The sequence below is a fragment of the Pseudanabaena sp. PCC 9330 genome, assembly GCF_055795045.1.
Genome location: NZ_JAYFES010000073.1, coordinates 25,197 through 51,244, shown reverse-complemented (window position 1 = coordinate 51,244; position 26,048 = coordinate 25,197). Strand labels below are relative to the sequence as shown.

Below are 26,048 nucleotides of genomic sequence, written 5' to 3'. Positions count from 1 at the left end.
TGACTCTGTTTGGCTGAATCAGGCGCTAGTTCTTGACCCGAATGGTGGCGTAGATGTAGTCGATCGCCCGCACCGGACGCACGGCAATGTCAATGCGCACAATGCCCTGGGCAAAGTCTTGCTGCGTCGAATAGACATCGACCACAAAGGCCGGATCGCTGCCATCGGTCGAGGGCACCAGCGCCCCGGCCCGTTCCATGCGGGTAAACACCGCCACAATCTGCTGTTTTAGGGCCATGCGCGCGTCTTCGGTGTTGAGCCGCCCGATGAAGTTTTCGGACATGGCCTTGGTCTCGCGAATGGCCTGATCGGCCACGCGCGTCACCGAGATTTGATCGCCCGTGGTGTCGATGCCCCGCAGCGCAATTACCCCCCGTCCGGTGCGCTGTTGCACCACCAACAGGTTGATGGCCGTGCCCAACAGCTGGTTGAGCTGGCTCTCGCGATAGTTGGCGGGTTCCAGATCAAACAGTGGGACTGACTTAAACGTAGGCGACTCCTGCGGGTTGAGCCGCCCGATCACCCCGGCCACCGCGCCCTCGGCCCCCGCTGGCGACACCAAGACAAAGCGTCGATTGCGCCCGACGGCGGCGTGATCTTTGATCTTGTTGACATCGTTTTGTTCGTCCGCCGTCACCGAGCCAAAGGCGATGCGGGGGGCACCATTTTCTGATAGGGCCACCGCATGGGCCACCAGCGCCTGGTGAATTTGACGCACCTCTGCGTTGGGTCGTCCCGGTTCAACGGAGGCGGCTACCAGGTCAATGCGAGGGTCGTCTGCCAGCAGGTCGATGGCATCGCGATACTGATCTACCGTGGGCGAGGTGCCGTTGCCAAAGGCCTGTAGGCTGGTGGTGGCCGTGGGCAGGCGATCGCTGGCCGAGGCCGAAAGGGCCGGGCGCACCCGCACCAGACGACTCTGGGCCAGCAACACGTAGGGCAAATACTGGTCACTGTCGGGGTTCATCCCCAGCCCGCTAAAGTCTTCCTGCAAGCCCCCCTGAAACACCCGCAGCCGAATATCATTGGTGCCTGAAACCGTCAGCTGCACACTTAGCCCATCGGGGTCGGCCTCATCGCTGGGCAGTAGTTGAAATAGGGTTTGGGCACCTCCTTGGCGGGGCACATCCAGCGGCGCACCATTGGCGGCAAAGGCATAGGTGTCTGCCGTGGGCTGAGCCGACTCAAACCCTGGGTCAATCGCCACCACGTAGCGAGACGACCGATTGAGCGTGTCAAACACATCATCGGCTTGCCCCGGTGCAATTTGCAGATCGCTAAAGGTCTCTACAATTTTTCCGTCAATCAGCAGGCGCAGGGTGATGCGCACCAGATTGCCCGATGCGTCGGCAATGCCGCGCACCTCGGCCCGCAGCCGGTTGCCCCATGCGCCATTGGAGCGGCACCGCAGCTGTACCGCAGGCTGGCTGTTGGCGTTGAGCAGCACTAGATCGGCTGGGCTGCCCCCCACCACAGGCGCAATCACCGCCTCGCTCACGCCGTTTGCCAGCGCATGCACCACCTCTGGCATGCTGACCAGCGTTCCTGGCCCCAAGAGCTGCCGCACTTCGGTCACTTTGGTGACGCCCACCAGACCTCCCCCAGCGGGGATGCGATCGACAATGCCCACAATGCCTAAAATGCCAGCGGTGGCCGGTGGAGCAGGCAAAACATCAAAACGAGCCTCAACTCGTACGCCTGGGACAACCAGGGTAGCCATAGCGCCTCCTAAAAAATAACGGATCGGCGAAACGTCTTTGATTTAGAACTTCTGTTAATTGGCGGCGAATTATGATGATTAGCCCCAATCTCTTTACTCCAAATGCAGAGACTTAATTAAAAAAAAGCAGAAACCATCGAGGCAATAGAGCCTTTAGGCTCTATACCAGCTCCAGCTTAGAATCTGGAACTTTTCTATCGGCAAAACTCACTGCTGAATTTTAGATCTGGTTGATCTAAGTCTGATCTATCTAATCTGGAAGCAAGTCAAAAAGCTTAACCAGAAAAGAGAAGGTATGCTCTTGGGCGTAGTTGCAATAGAAACTATCTCCTTAAGCGAAAAATCTTGTGGCTCACACAAAGTGGCCAGTTTTAGACTGATTTATGTGGGTAGTATGCTCGCCTTGAGCATGTAGATATCTCGTCTGCACGCTCAAATTTCACAATTTATGCAGGGCTGCTGTAGCGGCTTGCTAAGAAATGAGGTGCACCCAGGTTGCGAAGCCAATCAGAGCAAAAGACTTAAGCCTTTGCCCGTACTTCCAAAGGATTGAGACCCGCTACAGTCAAAAAATCTACAGGTAGAAAATCACAGATGCTTGAGAAAACAATTTAATTTGTAGATGACTTTTCTCAGGGACTTTAACCATAGCCTGACCAGGCCCAAATTGATGGCGTGCTTTGAATAAGCGTAGAATAAGTTGATGTTTCTTAACCTCAGTTCGGGATGACGCTGCCCCTTCCTTTGGAGGGGTGCCCGAAGGGCGGGGTGGGGCAAACCTGCTCCAGCGAATAATCAGCTGCATACGGTGATGTTTCGCCGCTAACCCAGGCTGACCCACCCCTGCCCCTCCCAGGAGGGGACAGCAAGCCTGCTTTTGCAGAGAATTTTTTTATCCCGAACTCAGGTTTAGTTAGGTCTATAGAAAAAACCTTACGCCGCCAATATTTTGTCATCAAGGGTGAAGTCGACATTGGCCTGGGCAGCACCGGAGGCCAGATAATCGTTTCGGAATGAATCTGTTAGCCCCGTTACCAGGTCGTAGGTGGGTGTCCAGCCGAGCTCGGCCTGAGCTTTGTCGATCGCCGTAAAGAAGTGTTGCACCCGCATGGGGAATGCCTTGGCTTTGCCAAAGTCAAAAGCCTTGGGGTCGTAGTGGACAATCGCTTTAAGATCTTTGCCAGCGGCTTCGGCACAGGCGCGGGCGAGCCCGTCAAAGGTGACGGCTTTTTCGCCAGAGATATTGTAGATCTGGCCGATCGCCGTCTCGTTCCCCAAGATTGCTGCCATCGCTGCGGCTAGGTCTTGCACATGGCCGAGCTGGGTAAGGTGCATGCCGTTGCCGGGGATGGGGATGGGGCGATCGCGTACAATCCGGTCGAAAAACCAAGATTCTAACGGGTTGTAGTTCTGCGGGCCGTAAATATAGACCGGGCGCACTGAGGTAAAGGGCACCCCCTGGGCCTGGAGGTAGGCTTCGGTTTCAAACTTACCCTTGTGACGACTTTTTGGATCCACCGCATCGCCCTCAATGTGAGGCATCTGGTCAGATTTAAGATAGACTCCGGCGGAGCTGACATAGACAAAGTGTTGAATCTGGCTGCCAAAAAGCTCTACTAGGGGCTGGGTGTCAGCCAGCTCGCGCCCGTTGTTGTCGAAAATGGCGTCGAAGGTTTCGCCTGCCAGCCGGGTTTTGAGGTTGCTAGCGTCAGTGCGATCGCCCACAATGGTCGTCACCCCAGCCACCGGGGCAGGGCGGTTGCCCCGGTTAAACAGCACCACCTCATGGCCCTGCTCTACCAGCAATTTTGTGAGATATACCCCGATAAACCGGGTGCCACCCATCACCAATACGCGCATTACTCTCTCCTTATAGCTAACCAGCGCCCTCAGGATATGCCCCAGACGCACTGGACTTAATGTATGTATATTAAGCTGCTCTGATCCCCGAAAATCTCTTGAAAAATCAACGCATCTGGGCGTCAACCCGTTAAGCAAACCGGTAGATCAATGCCCAGGTCTTACGCTCCGGGGGGAACCCGCATAAAATGTTATGAGTTGAGCACTGGCCTCAGCACCCTACGCGAGATGGTCTATACATGCGCGAGCTGGACAACGCCTATAAAGTTCTAGAGCTAGAGCCTGGGGCATCCCTTGAGGATGTCAACCAGTCCTATAAGGATTTAGTATTTGTCTGGCACCCAGACCGCATGCCCCAAGACAACGAGCGGCTGTACCAAAAAGCCCAAGATAAAATTAAAGCGCTAAACCACGCCCGCGACTTGCTGCGATCGCACAGCCGCAATGCCAGCAGCGCCAGCAGCCGCTATGGCAATTATGGCAATGCCAGCAGCTACCGCCCCGCTTCTGCTAGCCACAGCTCCACCGACTACCGCTCGACCTACAACAACGGCTATAGCAGCAATGGCTATAGCAACACCGGCTACAGCAGTGCCCAAGCTCAGAGCGCTAGCGATGATGGCGAGTCGCGATCGTCCTCCCATAACCGCTACTATCGCTACCAGCGCAACACTTACAGCAGCAACTACTACGGCACCACGGGGCAAAGTAATGGCAGCCCTGGGTCTTCTGGCACTGGTGACAGCACCGAGGCCTCCAGCGCTGGCTCTGCGCAGACCTATCGCCAGCGTCGCGATGCCGCAGCGGGGGTAGGCAGTAGTAAAGCTGCCGGAACTGCTAGGCCAGCGGGCACCGCCTCAACCAACGGCGGCTCTTCCCAAGGCAATGGCCAGACCCAGAGCAAACCCGCCAGCGACACCTACAACAGCTACAACGCCCACACCCGCAACGGTGCCTCTAGCACCCACCGATCGCGCCAAAGCCCTGACCTCAGCGGCACTGACATGAGCGGTGCCAACCTCCGCGAAAAAGACTTCGCGGGTCGCAACCTCAGCGGCGCTAACCTCAGCGGGGCCGACCTCAGCGATGCGTTTTTGCACAAGGTCAACCTCAACCAGGCCAACCTTAGCAAGGCCAAACTCTTTCGCGCCAACTTGCTTCAGGCCGACCTCAGCCACGCCAACCTGCGCGAAGCCGATCTGATCGGTGCCGACTTTAGCGGGGCCGACCTCAGCGGGGCCGACCTCAGCGGGGCCAAGGTGGCCGTAGGCGGGCGCACCATGGTCAAGCTCACTGGCACCATTCTCACTGGGGCGATCATGCCCGACGGCTCGATTCACGATTAGACCCATGACGGCGGCCGATCGCCTTGAGGGGCCTGATACCGAATCCGAATTCCATACCCCCGACTTCCCACTGACCCACCTGTAGGGCGTTGGCGTAGCCTGGCCGGAGGCCTTACCGCTGTTCGCCCTGCTGAATCGTGGGTTAGGCGAGCAGGATTTGGTATGAGTATAAATAAGCCGGGGGAAGACTCTCAATACCCCTCAAATGGCGAATTTGCGCCTGGCATCCCAGGGGTTGACAGGAACCGCGCGTCGAGCCTTCTCAGCCGAAATGACGCTGAAATACCGGGGCGGGAAGGCTCGATCAGGCGAAAGACAGGTCGTCAGCAAGGTATTTTGGCTCTCAAAATTAGCTTTCGTCGGTCACCCAGACGGGGGCTGTTGAGCAAGATGAATCGCGGTTTTTTCGGCCTCTAGCTCCCGCGCTAAAAACACATTGAGGAAGGTTCGAATGATCGCTAGCAGAGCCAGTCGCCCTAGGGCCTCTAGGGAGGGAGCCACGGTGGTATTGGCAATGTCGGCCCCCAGCTGAAACTCTAGGGCCAAGGAGAGCCACAGGCCAAAATTGAGCCGAACTTTGGCCAGGGCGATCTCTGGATCGCGGGGGGTGCGCTGGGTCAGGGGCGATCGCCGCCATCGCTGCTTGACAGCAAGTTGTAGGGTAGACAGCAGCCCCACCAAAATGCAAAATACCGAGATACTCTCCAAAATCAGCGCTAACGACCCCGCCACATGATTGAGCAGGGATTCCAAAACTTCCAGCATTTATCTCGTTCTCCGTCAGCTTTAGAACGTTGGCATGGGGGCGGGGGCGCTATCCCAGATCAGCCTGCACCCAGCGACCCGCCGATACTACTCAGCAGTACCCCCACCACAGCTTTGTCGGCAATAGACCAGGGAGCTAAGATCGCCAGAACTGAGGCATCGTCAGCGCTGGGTTAGGGTCGTTGGGATGGCAAGTCTTCAGGTAAAGATCTAGGATCCAGGAGCGACAACCAGGACATCGACTAGGGCGATGAGACCAAAGACAATAACGACGCCAACTATCACCGAAAGATTAAAAATTTGGGGCGGTTTAGCCAGGTAGTCACCCCGCTCCAGGGCCTTGATGTCGGAACGGTGAGTGATAGCAATGGGAATCAGCAGGGCAATGCCCAGGGCGATCGCCCCTAGGCTGAGAAAATCGCTAAGCTGAACATTGCTGGCGACGGGATTGGGTGAAACTTGCTGAACTTCGGCAGCAACTTCATGAATAGAAATACCCAGCCCTAGCAGTAATAAAGCACTGTTAACCCAACTGGCAATCGTTCGTTCTACAGCCTGACGATTGCGTTCTTTGGCCAGTTCTGTAACATCGTTGGTGGGTCTAGATGAGGGGTAAATCATGACCTATGACTGTCTAGGGTTGGCTGACAATACAAACGTAGACACAATGGCGTCGGTTGATTAAAGCAGGGCTTTAACGATAATCCCTACAAAGGCTGTGACCCCAATGCAGATTAAGCAAATCGCTACGGTTAGGCCCAGCGAGCGCCGAGGCTGATAGAGATAGCTGCCCTGCCGCTGAATACGATGCAATTCTTGGTTATGTTCGAGGGCCGCAATCACCATGGCATAGGTGCCTAAGGCAATGAAGGCCAGACCCAAAATGCGAGACAGCCGGACTGGATTGATGTCTGCGGTTTGATTAAAGCTATGGATGACCGTCACAATGCGGTCTATGCCAAAGCCAAAGCCAATTAGCGAGAGGCTCGTGCGAATCCAGGCCATCAGGGTGCGTTCGGCGGCAGCTCGGTTGCGCTCTCGGGCTAGCTCGGCCTGAATGTTGGGTGGGAGATCTGGCGGTTGGGGGACGGTTGACATAGCAAGTTTTGGGGGTGAAAGGTGGGCTGGGCAGGGGTTACAACGTAGCCCTGATCTTGCGGCGATAGTTGTCGATCAACACGTAGACGCTAATCAGCAGGATCCACAGCGGCAAAAACAGTACCACCCAGCCCAGGCGATCGATGTGGCCCACCCGAAACAGCATGATCAGCGCCAGGCCGTAGCCTAAAAATGACAGCCAGCGGGGCAGCACCCCGGTGCGTAAAAACAGGGTCGCGGTCGAAATCATAAACACCCCGGCCACTCGAATGGCGTAGTTGATCATGATCTCCTGGGCAAAGGCGGTACCGATCGCATAGTAGCTGGCCGCAATCTGGGGGTTGGGCTCGTTGGCGTAGAGCGTCAGCAGGCTGCCGGTCACCGCCGCACTGGTAAACAGCATGGCGATAAACAACAGCCCGCTGCCAAGAAATACGGTAGAAAAAAACTGGTCTTCGCTGCTGCCCAGGCGATCGCGCACCACCCCCATAAACCACAAAAAGGCAATGCCCGCAAAGGGGATCAGGTTCAGCCCCACAGCCAGCGTTTGCCGATGGGCATTAAACACCTCGGAGGTAGTTGTGTTGCCGGGCAGGGCCACCAAAAAGAGCACCAAACTGGTGATAAATAACCCTGAAAACACAATGCCCGCAATGGCGGCGGCCTTGGGGGCGGTGAGCTTGGATCGGCGAGGTAGGGGGGCTTCGGGGGGCATGGTAGGCTCTGCTTAACCTCTGTGTGGGATAACTTCACATCGAAGAGATACTAAATAGTCCCCTCCCCTCCCCGGAGGGGTGCCCGCAGGACGGGGTGGGTCAGTCTTGGCAATCGGCTCGTTGCTTACCGTGGGTAGCTCGGTTGGTTGTCTGGGTTAGACCCACCCCTGCCCCTCCCAGGAGGGGAGCAACCCTATTCTTCCTAGGCCTAACTCTAAAGAGTCAACCCAGGAGGATCAGGCTGCCGTACGATCAGCCGAAAGCTGAGGTGACAGGTGGAGGTATCCACCGGCTCGGCCATGCGGGCGGGGGGGCGATAGCGGCGGCAGTAGCTGGGGGCACACAAAAACGAGCCGCCCTTGATCACCTTGCGGGGAATTTTGATCTCGGCGCTCTGGGGGTCGTAGCTGGCCGCGCGTTCGCCGCCGCGCGGGTTCACCCGTTCGCCACAGCAACTATCTTGCTTGATCTGGCGGTGCTCCTGGTACCAGTCGGTGGTCCATTCCCAGGTGTTGCCGATCATGTCGTAGAGGCCGTAGCCGTTGGGCGCAAACACCCCCACCGGAGAGGTGCCTTCGTAACCATCGGTCTTCAGGTTTTGCCAAGGAAATTCACCCTGCCAGGTGTTGGCCATCATTTTGCCGTTGGGGTGCAGTTCATCGCCCCAGGCAAACTCGGCGTTTTTGCGCCCGCCCCAGGCGGCAAACTCCCACTCCGCTTCGGTGGGGATGGCTTTGCCAATCCACTGGGCGTAGGCGGCCACATCTTCGTAGGCGACATGCACTACGGAATGGTTTTCGCGCCCTTTGATAGTGCTGCCGGGGCCTGCGGGGTGCCGCCAGTTGGCCCCAGCAACATAGGCCCACCAGTTGTAGTGGCTGCCCTTGTCTACGGGGCGATCGGGCTTAACGAATACGCAGGAAGAGGGTGCTAGCAGCTCTGGCTGGGCACCGGGGTAGTGGTCGGGGTTGGCGGGGCGCTCGGCCAAGGTGACATAGCCCGTGGCTTTGACAAACTTTTGAAACTGGGCGTTGGTGACCAAATATTTATCCATCCAAAAGCCGTCTACGGTGACGGGGTGGGCCGGGGCCTCTTCGGCATAGTGGTGGTCGGAGCCCATGGTAAAGGTGCCGCCCGGTATCCACACCATGTCTTTGGCCGGGGGGCGACCAGGGGGCTTAGCGGTGGGCAGGGGCGATCGCGCCATAAAACCTCTCCTTGGGGACAACGTGCAACGGTCTGAGGCTACTGCCAAGCAAACATGCGGTTCCAATCCTGTTTCATATCCACCACTACCCAGCCCTGCTGGGGGGCTTCGGATAGAGCCACATTCAGGCGGCCCATGGGCGATGTGTCGTAGGCAAACTCGCGATCGCCGTCGGTATGGCGCACAATCAGCCCCAGGCGTGACCCTGACCCGGCGGTAGTCCACTGCAACATTTGCAGGTCGCCATCGGAGTTGCCGAAGGCCGCGATCGGGCGTTTGCCGATGTAGTGCTGAATGGCGGCGGGTTTGCCCGCTTTGTCATTGAAAAAATAGAGTTCGGGCAATCGCAGAATCACCGGTTGGCCGTCGCGCAGCTCGTACTGGGTCTTGCCGCTGCTGCCAATCACCTGCTCTGGGGGAACGCCATAGATCGGCTCGGCACAGGCCCGCATGAACTCGACCCCGCCCCCGGAGACGATAAAGGTTTTGAAGTCGTTGGCCCGCAGGTATTCCAGCAACTCCACCATCGGCTGATACACCATCTCGGTAAAAAGCGTTTGCGTGGTGGGGTGTTTCGCCGTCGCCAGCCAATCCCTAACGATCGCCGCAAATTCGTCACTGGTCATGCCCGCATGGGTAGCCATCACCAGCTCTAGCAGCACCTGCTCACCCCCCGTCAGGGCGGCTTTCAGGTCGCCCCGCAGCACCGAAGAAAAGGGGGCTTGAGTCTGCCACTCGGGGTGCTGGGGGGCCAGGGCGCGAATGCGATCGAACACAAAGAACGCCTGCACGTACATTGGGTACTCGCACCAGAGGGTGCCGTCGTTGTCGAAGGTGGCAATGCGATCGGCAGGGGGCACAAAGTCAGGACTATTCTCTGTGGTTACCTGGGTCACAAAGTCGAGAATCGCCTGTTTGGCGATGCCATCGTTCCAGGAGGGTAATGGGTCAGTCATGGAAGACATCAATAGGTATGGGGGATTCGACGATTTAGATCCCAGGGGTTTTCATGAAAGTAATGGCCATCCCCTCCTGGGAGGGGTGCCCGGAGGGCGGGGTGGGTCTCGGAGTCTAGGCTGACCCACCCCTACCCCTCCCAGGAGGAGAGGTTGAATCTAGTGGTTGCGGCTGCTGCCCGCTTCCGCTAGCTGGCGCATTACCGCATCCAAATTGAATGAGGCAGGTTTTTGGCGAGGTGGAAACTGCGTAAACGCCTCAATCTGCTGCGCTACCACCGCCTGCATCCCGTAGATCAAGTAGGCGTGGGAGATCACCCAATCCCAGTAGGTGTTAGAGTTTTCGTCAGCCCGTTCAAAGGGGTCGCGGCGCAGATTAAAGATCTTCGGTGCCCGCAGTGACACAAAGGGCTCAAACCAGCACTGTAAGGTCTTGGCCCGCTGCTCCATCAGCACCGTCTTCCAGTCGCCGACGCGAATGGCCAGAATGTCGCCGTCGTCACTGATGTAGAAGAAGTATTTCCGAGGGCTTTCCTCTACTTCACCACACAGGTAGGGCAGCATGTTGAATCCATCGAGATGCACTTTGTAGGTCATGTCGCCAATGGTGTGGCCCTTGAGCAGCTTCTCCTTCACCTCTGGCTCACCTGCCGCCGCCAATAGAGTCGGCAGCATGTCTTGGTGCGAGACAATGCCATTCACCACCGAGCCAGCCGGAATTTTACCCGGCCAGCGCAGAAACGCCGGGACGCGCCAGCCGCCTTCCCAGTTGGTGTTTTTTTCGCTGCGGAAGGGGGTGATACCCGCATCGGGCCAGGTATTGTAGTGAACCCCGTTGTCGGTGGAATACATAACAATGGTGTCGTCGGCAATGCCCAATTCATCTAGCTTGTCGAGCATTTCGCCGATGTGCTCGTCGTGGGCCACCATCGCATCGTTGTAGTCGCCCTGACCGCTCTTGCCCTTGTTCTTGTCGGCTACGTGGGTGCGAAAGTGCATAGCCGTGGTGTTGTACCACATAAAGAAGGGCTTACCGTCCTGGTGGGCCTTGTCGATGAAGCCCAGGGCGCGCTCCGTCACCTCGTCATCGATGGTTTCCATGCGCTTTTTGGTCAGCGGGCCGGTATCTTCGATGGTTTGGCCACCCTTGCCATCGGCCAGGCAGTGCAGCACACCCCGAGGGCCAAACCGCTTCTTAAACTCAGGATCTTTCGGATAGTCGGGGTCTTCGGGCTCTTCTTCGGCGTTGAGGTGGTAGAGGTTGCCAAAGAACTCGTCAAAGCCATGCAGGGTGGGCAAAAATTCGTCCTTATCGCCAAAGTGATTTTTGCCAAACTGACCAGTGGTGTAGCCCAGGGGCTTGAGCAGCTCGGCAATGGTGGGGTCTTCTTTTTGCAAACCCACATCGGCCCCCGGCATGCCCACCTTGGTCAACCCGGTGCGGATGGGGTTTTGGCCGCAGATAAAGGCAGCGCGGCCAGCGGTGCAGCTCTGCTGGGCGTAGTAGTCGGTGAAGGCCACCCCTTCGTTGGCCACGCGATCGATATTGGGGGTGCGGTAGCCCATCTGGCCCCGGCTGTTATAGCTGATGTTCCACCAGCCGATGTCGTCGCCCCAGAGAATGAGAATGTTAGGCTTACCGTTTGGCATGTGGTTTCTCCTTGTATTAAAGGGTTTTGATGTTATTGAAAGGTTTTAAGAGCAGCCGGGGACTGCCCTAGGTAATATCTGCTATGACCGAGACAGCAACGATGTCTCAGATGTAGAACTGGGGATGGAGATGCAGGACGTATGTCACTATAGTGATCGCGGATTTCTTTGAGTATCCGAAACTTCCAACCTGGCTGATAGTTACAAATCGTGAGCTAACATAACAATGAGCCGAAGGAGAGCCCTTTGACCTTAGCGATCGCTTAGCCAATGTCTGATGCCTCAGTTTTTGAAGCTGTAAGCCCAACGTGGTAAACACATTAGATCGGCCTAGTCCTATTCTGTATCGTCAGTTTCAGGATGTTGATGCTTTTGGCCAAGCCTTTTATGCCGAGGGGCTTTCCTTAACCCAGCTAGAATCTGGACAATTTTCAGGTTCCGTTACCAAGGTTCAATTTGAGGATCTGCAACTGGTGCGCCTGACCACTAGCTGTAGTCTTTATAGCCAGGGGGCTAAGGCTCCCAATAGCCAGATCTTTAGCGTTAGCTTGACTGAGCCTAATGGCCAGATCCTGAGCCATAGGAAAGCACTGCCGCCTCAGTCGCTGTTTGGCTTTGACCCAACCCGCGAGATTAGCTTAATTACCCCAGAAAACTTTCAAATGGCGATTGTTTTGGTGCCTGTAGAGCGACTACAGCAGTACCTCCAGGAAGTAGACCGCGATGATTTAGACACCCAATTTTTTCGGAAAAACACCATCCAAATTGAAGACCATCGGCTGGACGATCTACGCGACTACCTCAACCAAATCTTTCACCTGGCGGTGACGAACCCTGATTTTTTGCGGCGTTCTTACCTCCTGATTATGGGTGACCTACTGCCCCTATTGGTCAACTGCTTTAGCGATGATAATTGCTCCAGGCCCTGCCCTCACCCCTTTCGCCGGGCCACCCTGGTGCAAGAGGCCGAGGCATTTATGCTGGCCCACCTCGACGAGCCCATTACCCTAGAGGCCATCTGCAAAGCGGTCAAAACCAGTAAAAGTGCTCTCTCCTACGGGTTTCAAGAGATTTTTGGCCTCAGCCCCATGGCCTACCTCAAAACTGTGCGACTGAACGGGGTGCGCCGAGCGCTCAAGGCCAGTGACCCAACTCAAGCCACAGTGATTGGTCTTGCCAATCGCTACGGTTTCTGGCACATGGGCCATTTTTCTCGTGACTACCGGCGTATGTTTGGTGAGTCGCCCTCGGAGACCTTGAGGGGGCTCCTATAGACAGGTTTTCACGAGTCAGTAGAGGGGCAAAATGAAACGCTGCCGTAGTGTTTTTGCGAGAGATTGGGTGCGTTACGCTGAGCGGTGACGCACCCAATCTCTGGGCTTGGCTACTTAGTTTTGGCAGCCACGAACGTTAATATTGTAGGCAATATTATTTTCACCGCCAACGCTGGTATTGATGAGAAAGGGCCGCTCACCGGTTGGAGAAACGAATCGTCGGGAATAGGTTTGATCTTTCTCAACTGCTGCCGAGGTAGAGAAAACGTTTGCCTGGGAACCATCGGGATATCTGAAGTTGACGCCTATGGCATAGGTCGCATTGTTCTCAGGCACAAACGTTACTTCGTAATAGTCGATAGCGCCATTGGGAGGTACGGCAAAATCTAAATGAATGTTGCCGGGGCCAAAGAGGGAGAATTTAATCACCCGCCGAATTTGAGATTGACCGGTTGTGACCTCTAGTAAATCAATACAGGTGTTGCTCTGGCTGGCTTGGCTGATGGCTGGAGCTGGCGTATTGGCCTTGACATCGACCCCCAGCATACCTACTAGTGACCCTAAACTAGCGAATAGTACTAGTCCGAGCAAGTAGCGTTTTTTCATGGTGCAGTCATATCCTTCGTATATTTTTTGAGTGATTCTGATCGGAGTCAGAAGTTTCTAAGCATTAGATGTGTTGTTTTGCTATGTTAGCCAGAGGCTGATTGAGTCTTTGAAAAAACATCACTCTATTGTATTGAACAGCTTTTAGCTGCTCAGATAGAGCTGATGTTATCAGTTGTTTGGCGTTATGAAAATCTTAAAATGATAACCCCTTAGAGTCGCCTGAATCGTAACATTAAATTGGTTAATATATGTCTCGATCAGAGCATCAAAAAAATAAGGCCTCCAAAACTAATTTTCTTTTTTGAAGATAAATAGTTGACTTTAAAGAACAGCAAAACTTGATGTATCGGTTGCGGTAAGGTGCCGATCATCTCGCTGCCCACAGTAAATCCGAGTTTTAATCTGTCGCCTGCTGTGGAAAATGTCTGCGATCGCCAAAGTGATTTTTGCCAAACTGGCCGGTGGTGTAGCCCAGGGGCTTGAGTAGCTCAGCTTGGTGGGGCCTTCTTTTGTAGTCCCAGCCTGGCTCCCGGCATACCCACCTTGGTCAACCCGGTGCGAATGGGGTTTTGCCCGGTAATAAAGGCGGCGATGCCAGATGCAGAGTGAGTGCTAGAGATGCACCGCATGGGCCACTATAGAGATCTTGCCTATGCGTGAATATCCGAAAATTCCAATTTGCCGTTCTTTACAAAGCGCAATCTTGGGCGATCGCGATCGCGCCTATGAGCCTCAGTCACCCAGCTAGAAGCTGGACGCGTTGAAGGATCTGTCACTACAGTTCAACGAACAATGGTTGCCCATAAACAGGCGCTGTTTGGCTCGGGCGCTCAAGGCCAGCGACTGCTGTCCCCTGGTTTGATGGGAAGTGTCTTCTCCGCCCGTACAATCGCTTGTCCTTCTCGCGAATCGAAACAGTCTCCCTAAGCCTAACCAAGCGTGCCGCCATCGAGACAAATGTAGTACAATTGATCTGTTCGATCCACGCTAGGCAAAGGGTCGATATTCTGGCTGCCAAACTACGAGCACTGGGGATAGACCCCGAGACGCTGACCTAGATTGCCTTCCCACGGAGAATCTGGCCTTGCTGAGTGACAGTGCGAACGTGGGGATGGGGGCGCAGCGCGCCCCTGGGAGGACCATGAATACTTGAATGCATGCCGGTGCTCAGCAACCCCAAGCATCTAGAGGGTTGCCGACGGCCCTGGGGTAGGGCGGAACGACTTCTTTCGATTTTGTTCCTCTGTGAGGCTCCATCTGGCCTTAGAATCAAGCGATAATTTTGGACTCATGCCCGATCAGACCGGCCCCCGAGGGCCAACCCACCGCCCCACAGGATGACTCTCCATGGCCATTATTGCCCTCAAAGCCTGGTACCTCGAAGCCTATGAACCGCTACGAGAGTTAGAAAAACGCCCCCACGACCTGCGCCTGAGCAAAAACAGCCTGCTCAAGTCGGCGCTGCGGGCCGATTTTCTTGACGACAGCGATGAGGTAAAGCAGTCGGCCTGGTTTCAGCGGTACCTCGATGGCGAGACGGTAGAGTTTTATATCGAGGGCAGCGGCGGCTATGCGATCGCCAACATAGACCTGATCAGCCACGAGATCTATTTCACCAAGCAGGAGGTGATGGCTCACCTAGAGCCGATCATCTATTTCTGCTACCAGCCAGAGTACAGCCCCTCTGCCGAGGCTCTGCACCAGGCGCTCACCGATGCTGTCGAGAGCTTGAACCAAAAATCTCGCGTAGCGCTCACCCTCGAAGTATCGCACCGGCTCAGCGATGGCCCCGCCCGGCTCAACAGTGCCCTGGCCCGCAAGATTCGCAAAGCGCTCTTGTTTGTGGCCGATGGCACCCCGATCACCATGGTAGAAGGCAGCCCTACGCTGCTCGTGCCCAGCCCCCATGTGTGTGTTGAGATGGGCTATGCTCTCCAGGCCAAGCCCGCTGAGCAGATCTTGCTAGCCCAGATGGATCGACCCGATATCGCCGGGCAATATCCCTTTGACCTGCCCGCTCAAAATCGGCTGACCTTTAAGACCAAAGCCGATATTGCCAAGCAGCTGCCCCAGGCCCTAGAGCAACATTTATCTCGCTTTAATCTCTGGGCCTAGGGAGCCGCTACCCTAGGAAACGTAGTTTAGGCTTTAGACCGTGCCCCGGTGGCTACCGCGCCGTTGGGTCGGATGATTTAGAGTAAAACCGTTGCATTCCCATGCTTGCCCCGAGGAATTTACCATGCTAGACACTCCCGATCTTCTCAGGCTCCTGCATCCCTTTCTGGCCGTTACCTTTTTGATGCCGCTGATTGGGGTGGCATTTTACTTTGCCGTACAAACTCGCCAGCGGCGCTTGGCGGTGGTCAACCAAGAGAAATCCACCATTGCTCCGGTGGTTGGCAAAGAGCATATGCGCGTTGGTCAGTGGCTCTCGGGGTCGGTGGTGGCCCTGGTGCTGCTGGGGTTGGCCCATCCTATTTTCAAGACCATTACCCGCGAAAACGCCTGGGTCGAAGACCCCTTTCGGGGATTTTTTGTGCTGGCGATATTTGCCCTGACCATTGCCTCTCTGGTCTTTTTGTACCGGGCTACAACACCTCTGTGGCGAGGGGTAATGGCGACCCTCACCGGTACGGGGCTGTGGCTGCTGGGTATGCAGCCAGGCGTATGGCGGCGCGGCATTGAGTGGTATGTTTCCCACTTTTATCTGGGCATGGCGGCAGCAATGCTGATGATTTTTGCCCTGGCGACCCTGCCTGAGATCTACAAGTCAAAGCGCTGGCGCTTGGCCCATGCCGCCCTCAACACCGTGGCGGTGCTGCTGTTTATCAGTCAGGGCATTACCGGTGTGCGCGATCTGTTAGAGATTCCGCTGCACTGGCAAGAGCCGTTTATATTTCAGTGCGACTTCGCCAATAAGACCTGTTAGAACATGAGTTCGGGATAAGAAAACTCCCTACATAATTCAGAGTCACTTTCCCCTCCTGGGAGGGGTAGGGGTGGGTTAGTCAAGGTCAGCAGGGGATCTTCCTATATTCAGAAGCTTATTTTCCGTAGCAGTTTTGACCCACCCCGCCCTTCGGGCACCCCTCCCAAGGAGGGGAAGTCGTTATCTCGAAATGAGGTTGCTTAGGGTTCGCTGCGGTCAACACCTCGTACAGACCCCAGATGGCCATGGGGCGCAGTAGTGGCAGGCGCGGTAGGTGCCCAGGGTGGCGATCGCCCCAAAGCCATAGCCTACAATGGGGGCAGCCCGATCGCCCCCTTGGAGCCGCTGCGATGGAACCCGTGAGCCTGACTGCCGCCGCGATCGCCACTCTGGTGGCCACCAAAGCCTTTGAAAAAACCGGCGAAAAGCTATCCGACAGCCTGTGGAACCTGGTCAGCGGCTTTCTGACCTCCCTGCGCAAAAAAGACCCCGCCACCGCTCAGGCCATTGAGCAGGTGGCCCAGCAGCCTGCATTGGCCGAGCAGCAGCCCGCCACCCACGGCACTGCCGCCCTGGTCAAAACCGTGGAGACCCTGGCCGCCCAGGATGGTGAAATTCAAAGCGCGGCGGCGGCCATCCAGACCGCTGTGCAGGCCCAGCCGGGGGCGATCGTAAACATGACCCAGCTGGCGGAAAAAATCGGTGTCGTCAACCAGGGCACCATCATCAACCAGCAAAACACCATCAACCTGTAGGGCCAGCCGGTGGTTGAAAAGATTGGGGTCGTCAACCTGGACAAGGTTGAGTACCAGACCAACATCATCACCATTCACGAGGCCGAAAAGGCTCGACTGATTTATAGCGACCCCCTGCCCGACCTGCGCTACTTTCAGGGGCGGCAGGCTCAGCTTGGCGACATGACCACCTGGCTGCAAGATGGCACCACCGCCATTGTGGGCGTGCGGGGCGAGGGAGGTATTGGCAAATCAACCCTGGTGGCCAAAGCCTTTGCCGACTGCCCCGGCTTTGCCAGTAAGTTTTGGGCCGATGTGCGTACGGGCACCAACCTGGCGACTCTGGCTCGGCGGGCGTTGCAGGAGCTGGAGGTGCCCCTCGACCAGGTGCAGGCCATGGATGACAAAGACCTGCCCCAGCGACTGCTGCGCCATCTGCAAACGGGTCGCTACCTGCTGGCGATCGACAATATGGAGTCGCTGCTGACGCCGGAGGGGGAGTGGCAGGGGGGCTACGCCGACTTTTTGCGCGATTTTCAGCAGTTGGGCAGCCAGAGTGTGCTGCTGCTGGCCAGTCGAGAGTATCCGCCCAGGTACTTTGGCTGGCGACAGTCGGAGTGGCTGCTGCTGGAGGAGGGACTGAGCCCGGAGGAGGGGGCGGCGCTTCTGGTGGATCTGGGGGTAGAGGATGCCCCCGCCGATCTGCTGCCCCTGGTGCGGCGGGTGCAGGGCAACCCCCTGGCGCTGACGCTGGTGGCTGGGTGGCTGTGCAATGAGTATCGCCCTGGCAACCGCCGGGTGAGCCATCTAGAACAGTTCGAGAACCTGTTTCATCTGAGGGGCGATCGCCCCTACGAGACCAATATCAGCGCTGAGGAGGTGCTGACCTGGAGCATGGAGCGGCTGCCGGGGCCGCTGCGGCACCTGCTGAACCAGGTGAGCGTGTTTCAAAACGAATTTACGGCGGAGATGGCCGCTGCCTTGGTGCTAGAGCAGCCTGTAACGGATGCTGACCTGCGCGATTTGGATCGGCGATCGTTGCTGCAAGAGCTGGCCCAGCCCAGCGCTGCTGGTCACCTGCAATTTCGTCTACAGCCCCGCATTCGTGAGTTTGTGCAGCGGCAGGCGGGCGATTTGACCACTGCCCATGAGCGGGCGATCGACTATTTTTGGAGCCATCGGCAACAAGAGTTTGGCCCCAACGACAGCCAAGAGGCTGCGAAGGAATCTCTGGAAACTTTCTACCACCTGATACAGCTGGGGCGGTTCAACGATGCGGCCACCGTAGCGATTGAATGCGACAGTTTTTTTAATTTGCGGGGATACTACACTACCCTGGCTAACCTGTATGGACAGCTTCATCAGCAGTGGCAACCCACCACCGCAGAGAGGCTCAATTTTGCTTCGGTTTGCGGCAATTTGGGCATTGTGTACCGTTCGCTGGGCCAATACCCCCAGGCCATTGAGTATCACCAGCAGCAGTTAGCGATCGCACGGGAGATCGGTATTCGCGAAGCGTTCCCGCAGGAAAGTCGCTACTACGAGGCCATTTCCCTAGGTAATTTAGGCAATGTATACAATTCGCTAGGACAATTCCTACAAGCGATTGAGTGCTTTCAACAGACATGGGCATTCGCGCAGGAGACCAGCGATCGAAGAAGCGAGGCTAATTCTCTAGGAAATTTAAGCAGTGCATACATTGCGCTGGGACAGTACCCACAAGCAATCAAGTGCCTTCAGCAAACGTTAGCTATTGCACAAGAGATCGGCGATTGCAGAAGCAAGGCCAACTCTCTATGCAATTTGGGCCTTGTGCACCATTCGCTGGGACAATACTCACAAGCAATTGAGTACCACAAGCAGGCATTAACAATCGCTCGGGAGATCGGCGATCGTAGATGTGAATCAAGTGCCTTGGGCAGTTTGGGCAATTCGTATCATGCGCTAGGGCAATATCGCCCAGCGATTGAGTATCACCAGCAGTGGTTAGCGATCGCACGAGAGATTGGCGATCGCCGGGGCGAAGCCGATTCCTTAGGTGGTTTGGGCAATGCATACCGTGCGCTGGAGCAATACCCCCAGTCGATTGAGCATTATCAGTATGCATTAGCTATCAAGAGGGAGATTGGCGATCGTTATGGTGAGGCCATTGCCCTTTTTAACATTGGCAGAGCTTTGGCTAGATTGGATGAGAAATGGGACGCTCGCCAAGCCTACGAAGCAGCAAACGTGCTGTTCCACAACATGGGCTTACAACAACACGTTGAAGACTGTGAGCAAGCACTCTATAAACTGGCCGAAGAAATTGTCGTAGAGCCCAAGCAAGCTCCGACCATTGGCAACCCAATACTGCTATCTCGCCTGAAAATCCCGATCGCTCTATGGTTCTTGCTCGGCATTGGATTTTCTGCCCTGCTGTGGTGGCTCCTGCGGTAGGGTGCATTCGCGGCCCCAAACCCACGCCCATAACCCACCAATTCTCGCACCGCAATGCACCGCCCACTCATCGCGAGAATCCCCAAAACCGGGTTCCTCGCTGTGGTGCATTGCGGCGGGCGGGGGTGAAAGGGTTAAAGCAGGGGGTGTCGCGCCGCGAATGCACCCTACGACTGTATTGATTTGGCCTATGATCGCTCTATAGCCCACGGTTACTCGCCCATGCTGACTCGCTACATCCAAACCGCCATGCATCAAGCGGTCTACGAGCTGTTAGACGACGGCACCTTTTACGGCGAAATTCCCACCTGCCCAGGGGTTTTGAGCAACGCGGCCACCCTCGAAGCCTGTCGTGAGGAACTCCAGAGCACCCTAGAAGAATGGCTGATCCTGGGTTTACGCCTGGGCCACCCCTTACCCATTCTCGACGGCATCGACCTCAACCTCGCCGCTGTTGAGGTGGCCTAATGCCTGCCTTTGGCCCCATCCAGCGTAAAGACCTGATTCGCTATCTCAAACAGTTGGGTTTTGAAGGGCCATATTCTGGCGGTAAGCATCAGTTTATGGTCAAAGAAATGCTCCGGCTCACCATCCCTAATCCTCACCAAGGAGAAATCAGCAAAGCTCTTTTGGGCAAAATCCTGCGTCAGGCTGGCATTGGCCGCGACGAATGGGAGAACTTGCGATAGTTCAAGATCTCTATGCAGCAGTTCTAGCGGTAGGGTGCATTCGCGGCCAACGGATTCTTGTGCGAAGGCGATCGCCTCCGTGCCGCAATGCACCGCCCACCCATCGAGAGAATCCCCACAATCGGTTTCTCTCGATGGTGCATTGCGGCGGGCGGGGGTGAAAGGGTTGAAGCAGGGGGTGCCGCGCCGCGAATGCACCCTACGGATTGGTGCTGGCGGTGAGCACATTGTACAAACCCCAGATCGCCATGGGGCGCATGTAGTGGCAGGCGCGGTAGGTGCCCAGGGCGGTGATCGCCTCGGGAGTACGAAATTGCAGGCCATAGTCATAGGTTTGCTGGATGACGGCGGTGGCGATCGCCATCGCCTCTTCCCGCTTACCCATCTGAGCAAAAAACGCCGCCAGACCAAAGTTGATGCCAATCCACACCTCCTGCTGGTGGGTGCTGTCGGGGTCCTCCGGGCTACCGTCCGGCAGAACGCCGTTGGCCGCACCGATCGCCATCTTTAAAGTTGCCGCGCTAAAGTTGCCCAGCTGTGCCCCCTCAAACTTTTGCTGGGGCGGGCGTTCTTGGCTCTGCACCACCTGGTTAAACTTCACAAAGCAGGCGTCGTAGATGGCATCGAGGGCCGACAGGGTGAATTCGTCCTCCACCAGGTCGGGCAGGCCCAGGTGGCGCACCATAAACTGGCCGCAGAGCTGGTCGGCCATCACCACATCCGAGCCGCTGCCCGTATCCAGCCGGTAGTAGCGCCCGTTCCACAGCTTGGGGTGGTAGGCCTTGAGGCCGTTGTCGAGCCAGCGGCGGTACTGGCTGAGCAGAATGGGGGTATTGCCGGGGGCGAGGTTATTGGCGGTGAGGATTTCTGCAATCGCGATCGCCGCCTCCATGGCCCCGAGCCACAGCCCGCCGCAGTAGGCGCTGATGCCCTTGAGCTGCCAGTCGTCGAAGGTCTGGTCGGGGGCACCCTCGTTTTCGGGAATGCCGTCGCCGTCGCGGTCAAACTGCTTCAGGTATTGCAGGGTATCGACCACCGCTGGCCAGCAGTCCTTTAAGAACGCTACATCCGTCGCGCCCGTGAACTGGTAGGCGCGGTAGACCTGGAGCACAAAGTCGCTGCCCAGGTCTTTCCACAGGTTGCAGTCTTGGTAGCTGGTGTAGTTGGTCTGCTCCCAGGGGTGCTCGTTGGGCGCTCCCAGGTCGTGGGGCGTCGCGCCTTTGAGCTTGCGGATCGCCGGGGGATTTTCTAGCCCCATGGTGACGTAGTAGCCGATGATCCGCCGCCGCTCGTCTTGGGTGGGGATGGCGCGGGCAAAGGCGCGCAGCACGGCTTTCTCTAGCTCGGGCCACAGCAGTAGGGTGGCAAAGCCGCCGTAGAGGCGCACGTCCAGGCTTTCGTACCAGCGATAGTCGATGCACTCTAGCACCGCAAACTGGCCCACGGGGTCGGCCTCGGTGGCGGCGCTCCACAGGGTGCCGCCGCTGGCCAGGTCGTAGAGCTCGTTAAACAGCGCCATTTTGAAGGCGTCGGGCAGGTCGGGGCGATCGAGAATCGGCTGCTGCCAATCCACGATGTGCTGCTGCCAGGTTTTGTAGTCGCTGAGGGCAGTAAAGGCGATCGCCCTCGCATTCCGCCCCGTTTTGCCAAAAAAGTCGGTATAGCGGCGATAGTTCACCACTCCAGCGGCAAACTCCGTCACGGGCAAATCCCAGGCCAGGGCGACGGGGATTTGCTTGGTTTCGCCGGGCTGTAGGGTAAAGCGCAGGGCGATCGCACCCCCAATCTGCTCCCCCTTGTTTGCCGGGGACGTGTCCAGCAGATTCATCAGCCGCCCCAGCTTAGCGAAGCTATCCCACAGGTCGCGCCCGTCGCCCGCTGGGTTCCAGCGCAGGTCGTAGGAAACTTCGATATTCGGATCGTCCAATGTGGCGATGCACCACTGGCCGTCGCCCTCTTTGGGTTCACCCTGCCAGGCCCCGTCCATCACCAGCGCCTTGAGGCCGTCGGCGTTGATGAACTGGTTAAAATTGCCCTCGCTTTGGGCGATCGCAGGCACGTAGTCGTAGTAGGGGCTGCCGTCGTCGCGCTGGAGTACCTCGGGAGATTTTTGGGTGTTGGTAAACCAGCCCACCATGTTTTGCCAGCTCACCAAAATGCTCAGGGTGATGGGAAAGCGGGTGGGGTTGTGGGCCGTCCACTCAAAGGCCACCACCGGATAGCTGGCTTCTTTGTAATTTTGGGGCCAGATCGGAGTGATCTGTTCACAGGTGATCTGAGCGCGGAAGACATGCTCGTAGTGGTACCAGCTGCGCGGGTAGAGGGCGTGGTAGCTGCCCGTAGTTTGTGCTTTGGTGGATGCGGGATACCACTGCCAGGAGGACAGAGTCTCGTCCTGAGGCGACTCGGTGCTGAGGGCGTAGGTCTGGGTGCCCGCCCCGGTGCTCTCCCACAGGGCGAACTGGCAGCCAGGAAAGCTCTGGAACACATGCTCGCCGCCATCGAGGTGCCAGAGGTTGAAGTCGCCATTGGGCGATCGCCCCACACAGCCCGCTCCCAGCCCGCCTAGAGGGGCACCATGGCTGGGGCCATCGTCTAGGTTGCTGCCGTAGCGCACGATGTAGTGATGCTCCCAGGGCTGGCCGAGAGGCCGCTGCCACGCCTGGGAAGGAATTTTGGGCAAAGAACTGGAGGGAAGAGGTGGGATTTCAGTCATCCCCAAATCTTACCGGAAGAGGATTACCAGAAGCGTATGCCGGGGGTACGGGCACAACAACGCCTCTCCTAAACGCCTTTCCTAAGATAGAGATATTACGAGCGGCAGCCTTCTATGCTAGGTCTGCTAAGGCGCTGGTGCTTTGATCACCCGTAACGTTTCTCAACCATATCCCCCCCTTGCCTAAGCCTGAAGCCAGTACCCTGAGTCCAGATTATTCACAAAATTGTCTATCAGGAGCTGTCGTTCTTGTCTTGACCGACATTTAGGTGAGGCAGCCTACTTCAGCATGGATTTTTACCCCATGCCTTGGCGGGGGCAGGTTTGACGTGAGCATGACGAGATCTTCAACAATTTGATAAACAATGCTGGTTGAGTCTACTGCTGTGATCTGGGGCTTGGGAATAGTCGCTAGCTTGGGGCTAGTGGGGCTGGCGGGAATGCTCTATCTGCGAGGGGTGCTGCGGGTAGAGGCTGACTATGGCATTGTCAACGTTCCCCTGGTTGATGACCCCACCTTTGATCTCATGCTCAAGGGGCTGACCAACTCCACCGCGACTACCGGGCGGCTGACGGGTTTTTGGCATGAGATCGACGATATCTATGCGGCTCGCTGGGCTGCGATCGCCGGGGCCGAGCAGCTGATCCAGTACGAGACCTACTTTATGACCCCTGGTCGCCGGGCCGATGCCTTTGCCGAAGCGATCGCCGATCGCGCCCTGGCTGGAGTCAGGGTGCAGCTGCTGTTTGACCACCACGGCACCGAAGCCATGCCAGAAAAATACTGGCAGCGGCTGCGCAATGTGGGCAGCGAGATTCAGTTTTTTCGGCAGCCCAACTGGCGAGCCCCGATGCAATACAACTCGCGATCGCATCGCAAACTGCTGCTGATCGATGGGCAGCGCGTCTACATTGGCGGGGCCGGTGTTTCCGACTGTTGGGATGGCACCGAGTTTGATCACGACACCGCTCCCTGGCTCGACTTTGAAGTCGCCTACGAAGGGGAAGTGGTGAACATGCTGCAGGGCAAGTTTTTGCGCAACTGGGTCTATGCCGGTGGCCAAATCAACCTGGCCAATGACCTGCACCCGGTACCGGCTAGCGCTGCCACGCCCCAGCAAGAAACGCCCCTATACATTACCGATGACACCTCCAGCCTCAATGAATCCACCATTCGTATGCTCATGCAGATTGGCATATTGACGGCCCAGCAGCGCCTGTGGATTGGCAGCCCTTATTTTGTACCCGATGGCAACACCACCCGCGCTCTGCTAGAGGCCCACAAAAACGGCGTCGATGTGCGAATTCTAACTATGGGTGCCGCCACCGATAAACGCATGGTGCATCTGGCCAGTCGTGAGCTCTACGGCCCTCTGCTCCAGGCGGGCATTCCCATCTGCGAATACCAGCCCAGCATGATGCATGCCAAATTTATGCTGGTAGATGATGCCTGGGTGAGTACTGGCAGCGCCAACTTAGATCCCCGCAGCTATTTTCACAACGACGAGCTCAATATCTCAGGCGTCTACCCCGAGCTGGCCCAGAAGGTAGAGCAATTTTTTACCCGTGCGCTGTCCGACAGCCAGTGTCTCACCTACGCCGAGTGGCAAAACCGACCGCGCCCCGAAGCTCTCAAGGGCCGGGCAGCACTGCTGTTAAAAAACTTGCTGTAGAGCATTGTGCCTAGACTATTGCACCCGCCAGCAACCCAACCACGGCCCCGGCGGGTACCAGTTGCCAGGTGGGGCGACGGAAGTGCACTAGGGCCACCAGGGCAGCCAGGCCTACGGCGACGGCGACCAGGGTGCGGGGCAGGGTCGGTTGCAGCAGCGCCGCGCCAGCGAGGGGAATGGCGGCGGCGGCGATCGCCCCCAGGGCCGCAGGCATTACCCCCTTGAGAAAGCTCTTGACCCAGGGGTTTTGGCGCAGCCGCACCAAAAAGGGCGAGGCAAACATGATGAACAAAAACGACGGCGTAAAAATGGCGACAGTGGCGACCAGCGCCCCCAAGGCTCCAGCCACCTTGTAGCCCACAAAGGCGGCGGTGATCACCACCGGGCCGGGGGTGAGTTCGCCCAGGGCGACGCCGTCGATAAACTGGTTGCGGGTCATCCAGCCAAAGTCATCGACCACGGCGGCTTCGAGCAGGGGAATGATCACCAGACCGCCACCAAAGATAAAGGCCCCGGTCTTTAAAAAGAAGGTGGTGAGGGGTACCAGGTAGTCTTGAATGCGGTCAAATCCCCAAAAGCTGGCGGCGGCGGCAGGCTCGGCAGGGAGGTTGGCTAGCCAAACGGCTGGCCCCTGGGTGAGGGGCAGCAGCGGGGCCAGCCAGGCGCTAGCGGTGGGGGATGGCCCCGCTGGGGGGGGAACCCTGGGACGATAGATGATCAACCCGACCAGGCCCGCCAGCAAAAACAGCAGCAGAATATTGACCCGAAAGGCGAGAAAAAGAATGAGCACGGTGAGGGCGATCGCCACCCCCTGCCAGTCTTTGATCGCCTTTTTGCTCAGCTTGTAGCAAAACCCAAAAATAATCGCGATCACTACCGGCGAAACGCCCAGAAACAAATGCTCGATCTGGGGCACCCCTTCGAACTTAAAGTAGGCCCACGACAGGGCTAAGACAATCAAAAATGCTGGGGCAACAAAGCACAGCCCCGCCACCAGCGCCCCCAGCTGGCCCGCTCGCAGGTAGCCGGTGTAAATGCCCGTCTGGGTAGAGGCGGGGCCAGGCAGCATTTCACAGATGGCCACCCCTTCGAGAAACTGCTCTTCGGTAAACCAGCCCCGCCGCCCCACCGCCTCATCGTGGATCATGGCGATGTGGGCCTGGGGGCCACCAAAGCCAATCAAGCCCAGCTTAAAAAACAGCCGGGCTAACTCCTGAAGGCGGGCCGACAGAGACTCTGGGGCAGGGGCCAAGACCGATGACTCGGGCGCGGGAAGCTGGCTCATAGGATAGGAAAAATAACTGAAAGCAGTCTATCGACTTTCGATAGCGAAATCCTATAGCGCAGACTACATTTCTGGGCGATCGGGCTCCTCAAAGAGTTCGCCAAATAGCTCTTTTACCTTATGCTTGGCCTCCTCTAGCTGCTGTTTGCCCAGGTCGGTAGCCCGATAAAAGCGCCGAGTCTGCCGCCCATGCTTCTCTTCGCTAGATGATAGAAAACCCTTGCGCTCCATAGCGTGGAGCATGGGGTAAAGCGTGCCAGCGCTGAGCTTGTAGCCGTGGCGGCCCAGCTCATCGATAATGCCGAGGCCAAAGATCGGCTCCTGCACAGCGTGGTGCAAAATGTGCAGGCGAATCAGACCAGAGTAAAATTCGCGTCCATCCATA

Annotated in this window: 22 protein-coding genes and 1 pseudogene; 9 read left to right on the top strand and 14 right to left on the bottom strand. The window is 57.0% G+C overall.

The features are described from left to right. Nucleotides 1–25 precede the first annotated feature (25 nt). Nucleotides 26–1,720: a phage tail sheath C-terminal domain-containing protein gene (locus tag AC0QKW_RS05580; protein WP_473150071.1), complete on the bottom strand. Its 1,695-nt coding sequence runs from the start codon at nucleotides 1,718–1,720 to the stop codon at nucleotides 26–28. Between the two features lie 933 nt (nucleotides 1,721–2,653). Continuing rightward, the gene (locus AC0QKW_RS05575; RefSeq protein WP_473150070.1) at nucleotides 2,654–3,580 is read right to left on the bottom strand and encodes an NAD-dependent epimerase/dehydratase family protein; all 927 of its coding nucleotides are present in this window, start codon (nucleotides 3,578–3,580) and stop codon (nucleotides 2,654–2,656) included. A 239-nt stretch (nucleotides 3,581–3,819) separates the two neighbouring features. On the opposite strand from AC0QKW_RS05575, the gene AC0QKW_RS05570 reads away from it, so the two are divergent. Then, the gene (locus AC0QKW_RS05570) at nucleotides 3,820–4,926 is read left to right on the top strand and encodes a pentapeptide repeat-containing protein (protein WP_473150069.1); all 1,107 of its coding nucleotides are present in this window, start codon (nucleotides 3,820–3,822) and stop codon (nucleotides 4,924–4,926) included. 363 nt (nucleotides 4,927–5,289) lie between these two features. Here AC0QKW_RS05570 and AC0QKW_RS05565 read toward each other — a convergent pair whose 3' ends face one another. The 7 genes from AC0QKW_RS05565 to AC0QKW_RS05535 form a co-directional block, all read right to left on the bottom strand. Next, nucleotides 5,290–5,688 carry a DUF1622 domain-containing protein gene (locus AC0QKW_RS05565; protein ID WP_473150103.1) on the bottom strand — a complete coding sequence of 133 codons (399 nt, stop codon included), beginning with the start codon at nucleotides 5,686–5,688 and terminating at the stop codon, nucleotides 5,290–5,292. Between the two features lie 213 nt (nucleotides 5,689–5,901). Further along, nucleotides 5,902–6,312 (bottom strand): DUF202 domain-containing protein, encoded by a 411-nt coding sequence (locus AC0QKW_RS05560; protein WP_473150068.1) that lies wholly within the window; start codon nucleotides 6,310–6,312, stop codon nucleotides 5,902–5,904. Nucleotides 6,313–6,372: 60 nt separating this feature from the next. Beyond that, nucleotides 6,373–6,789, bottom strand: a complete 417-nt coding sequence (locus AC0QKW_RS05555) for a YidH family protein (RefSeq protein WP_473150067.1) — start codon at nucleotides 6,787–6,789, stop codon at nucleotides 6,373–6,375. Nucleotides 6,790–6,826: 37 nt separating this feature from the next. Then, on the bottom strand, nucleotides 6,827–7,504 hold the full coding sequence (locus tag AC0QKW_RS05550) for a hypothetical protein (protein ID WP_473150066.1): 678 nt from the start codon (nucleotides 7,502–7,504) through the stop codon (nucleotides 6,827–6,829). 215 nt (nucleotides 7,505–7,719) lie between these two features. Next, a complete protein-coding gene (locus tag AC0QKW_RS05545) occupies nucleotides 7,720–8,712 on the bottom strand; it encodes a formylglycine-generating enzyme family protein (RefSeq protein WP_473150065.1) in 993 nt (330 codons plus the stop codon). A 38-nt stretch (nucleotides 8,713–8,750) separates the two neighbouring features. Then, complete coding sequence (locus AC0QKW_RS05540) at nucleotides 8,751–9,668, bottom strand: HAD family hydrolase (protein ID WP_473150064.1); 918 nt, start codon at nucleotides 9,666–9,668, stop codon at nucleotides 8,751–8,753. A gap of 159 nt (nucleotides 9,669–9,827) precedes the next feature. Continuing rightward, nucleotides 9,828–11,318: an arylsulfatase gene (locus tag AC0QKW_RS05535; RefSeq protein WP_473150063.1), complete on the bottom strand. Its 1,491-nt coding sequence runs from the start codon at nucleotides 11,316–11,318 to the stop codon at nucleotides 9,828–9,830. A 308-nt stretch (nucleotides 11,319–11,626) separates the two neighbouring features. On the opposite strand from AC0QKW_RS05535, the gene AC0QKW_RS05530 reads away from it, so the two are divergent. Continuing rightward, the gene (locus AC0QKW_RS05530) at nucleotides 11,627–12,592 is read left to right on the top strand and encodes a helix-turn-helix domain-containing protein (protein ID WP_473150062.1); all 966 of its coding nucleotides are present in this window, start codon (nucleotides 11,627–11,629) and stop codon (nucleotides 12,590–12,592) included. Between the two features lie 114 nt (nucleotides 12,593–12,706). On the opposite strand, the gene AC0QKW_RS05525 is transcribed toward AC0QKW_RS05530, so the two are convergent. Both AC0QKW_RS05525 and AC0QKW_RS05520 read right to left on the bottom strand, forming a co-directional pair. Then, on the bottom strand, nucleotides 12,707–13,198 hold the full coding sequence (locus AC0QKW_RS05525) for a hypothetical protein (RefSeq protein WP_473150061.1): 492 nt from the start codon (nucleotides 13,196–13,198) through the stop codon (nucleotides 12,707–12,709). A gap of 421 nt (nucleotides 13,199–13,619) precedes the next feature. After that, nucleotides 13,620–13,800: pseudogene (locus AC0QKW_RS05520) on the bottom strand (arylsulfatase); the annotation flags it as partial. A 748-nt stretch (nucleotides 13,801–14,548) separates the two neighbouring features. Here AC0QKW_RS05520 and AC0QKW_RS05515 point away from each other — a divergent pair. From AC0QKW_RS05515 to AC0QKW_RS05490, 6 genes are all read left to right on the top strand, one after another. Next, a complete protein-coding gene (locus AC0QKW_RS05515) occupies nucleotides 14,549–15,316 on the top strand; it encodes a hypothetical protein (protein ID WP_473150060.1) in 768 nt (255 codons plus the stop codon). A 124-nt stretch (nucleotides 15,317–15,440) separates the two neighbouring features. Next, nucleotides 15,441–16,130, top strand: coding sequence for a DUF4079 domain-containing protein (locus AC0QKW_RS05510; RefSeq protein WP_473150059.1), 690 nt, complete (start codon nucleotides 15,441–15,443; stop codon nucleotides 16,128–16,130). 350 nt (nucleotides 16,131–16,480) lie between these two features. Next, nucleotides 16,481–16,885 carry a hypothetical protein gene (locus AC0QKW_RS05505; protein ID WP_473150058.1) on the top strand — a complete coding sequence of 135 codons (405 nt, stop codon included), beginning with the start codon at nucleotides 16,481–16,483 and terminating at the stop codon, nucleotides 16,883–16,885. A 9-nt stretch (nucleotides 16,886–16,894) separates the two neighbouring features. Continuing rightward, a complete protein-coding gene (locus AC0QKW_RS05500; RefSeq protein WP_473150057.1) occupies nucleotides 16,895–19,300 on the top strand; it encodes a tetratricopeptide repeat protein in 2,406 nt (801 codons plus the stop codon). Between the two features lie 222 nt (nucleotides 19,301–19,522). Next, nucleotides 19,523–19,768, top strand: a complete 246-nt coding sequence (locus AC0QKW_RS05495) for a type II toxin-antitoxin system HicB family antitoxin (RefSeq protein ID WP_473150056.1) — start codon at nucleotides 19,523–19,525, stop codon at nucleotides 19,766–19,768. Next, nucleotides 19,768–19,989 carry a type II toxin-antitoxin system HicA family toxin gene (locus AC0QKW_RS05490; protein WP_473150055.1) on the top strand — a complete coding sequence of 74 codons (222 nt, stop codon included), beginning with the start codon at nucleotides 19,768–19,770 and terminating at the stop codon, nucleotides 19,987–19,989. The genes AC0QKW_RS05495 and AC0QKW_RS05490 overlap by 1 nt, the downstream gene beginning before the upstream one ends. Before the next feature lie 199 nt (nucleotides 19,990–20,188). On the opposite strand, the gene AC0QKW_RS05485 is transcribed toward AC0QKW_RS05490, so the two are convergent. After that, complete coding sequence (locus AC0QKW_RS05485; RefSeq protein ID WP_473150054.1) at nucleotides 20,189–22,705, bottom strand: GH116 family glycosyl hydrolase; 2,517 nt, start codon at nucleotides 22,703–22,705, stop codon at nucleotides 20,189–20,191. A 365-nt stretch (nucleotides 22,706–23,070) separates the two neighbouring features. Here AC0QKW_RS05485 and AC0QKW_RS05480 point away from each other — a divergent pair, with 365 nt between their 5' ends. Continuing rightward, on the top strand, nucleotides 23,071–24,378 hold the full coding sequence (locus AC0QKW_RS05480; protein ID WP_473150053.1) for a phospholipase D-like domain-containing protein: 1,308 nt from the start codon (nucleotides 23,071–23,073) through the stop codon (nucleotides 24,376–24,378). 10 nt (nucleotides 24,379–24,388) lie between these two features. Here the strand turns inward: AC0QKW_RS05480 and chrA are convergent, their stop codons facing one another. Together chrA and AC0QKW_RS05470 are read right to left on the bottom strand one after the other, a co-directional pair. Continuing rightward, on the bottom strand, nucleotides 24,389–25,663 hold the full coding sequence (chrA, locus tag AC0QKW_RS05475) for a chromate efflux transporter (protein WP_473150052.1): 1,275 nt from the start codon (nucleotides 25,661–25,663) through the stop codon (nucleotides 24,389–24,391). Nucleotides 25,664–25,726: 63 nt separating this feature from the next. Continuing rightward, a complete protein-coding gene (locus tag AC0QKW_RS05470) occupies nucleotides 25,727–26,047 on the bottom strand; it encodes a PadR family transcriptional regulator (RefSeq protein ID WP_473150051.1) in 321 nt (106 codons plus the stop codon). Nucleotide 26,048 lies beyond the last annotated feature (1 nt).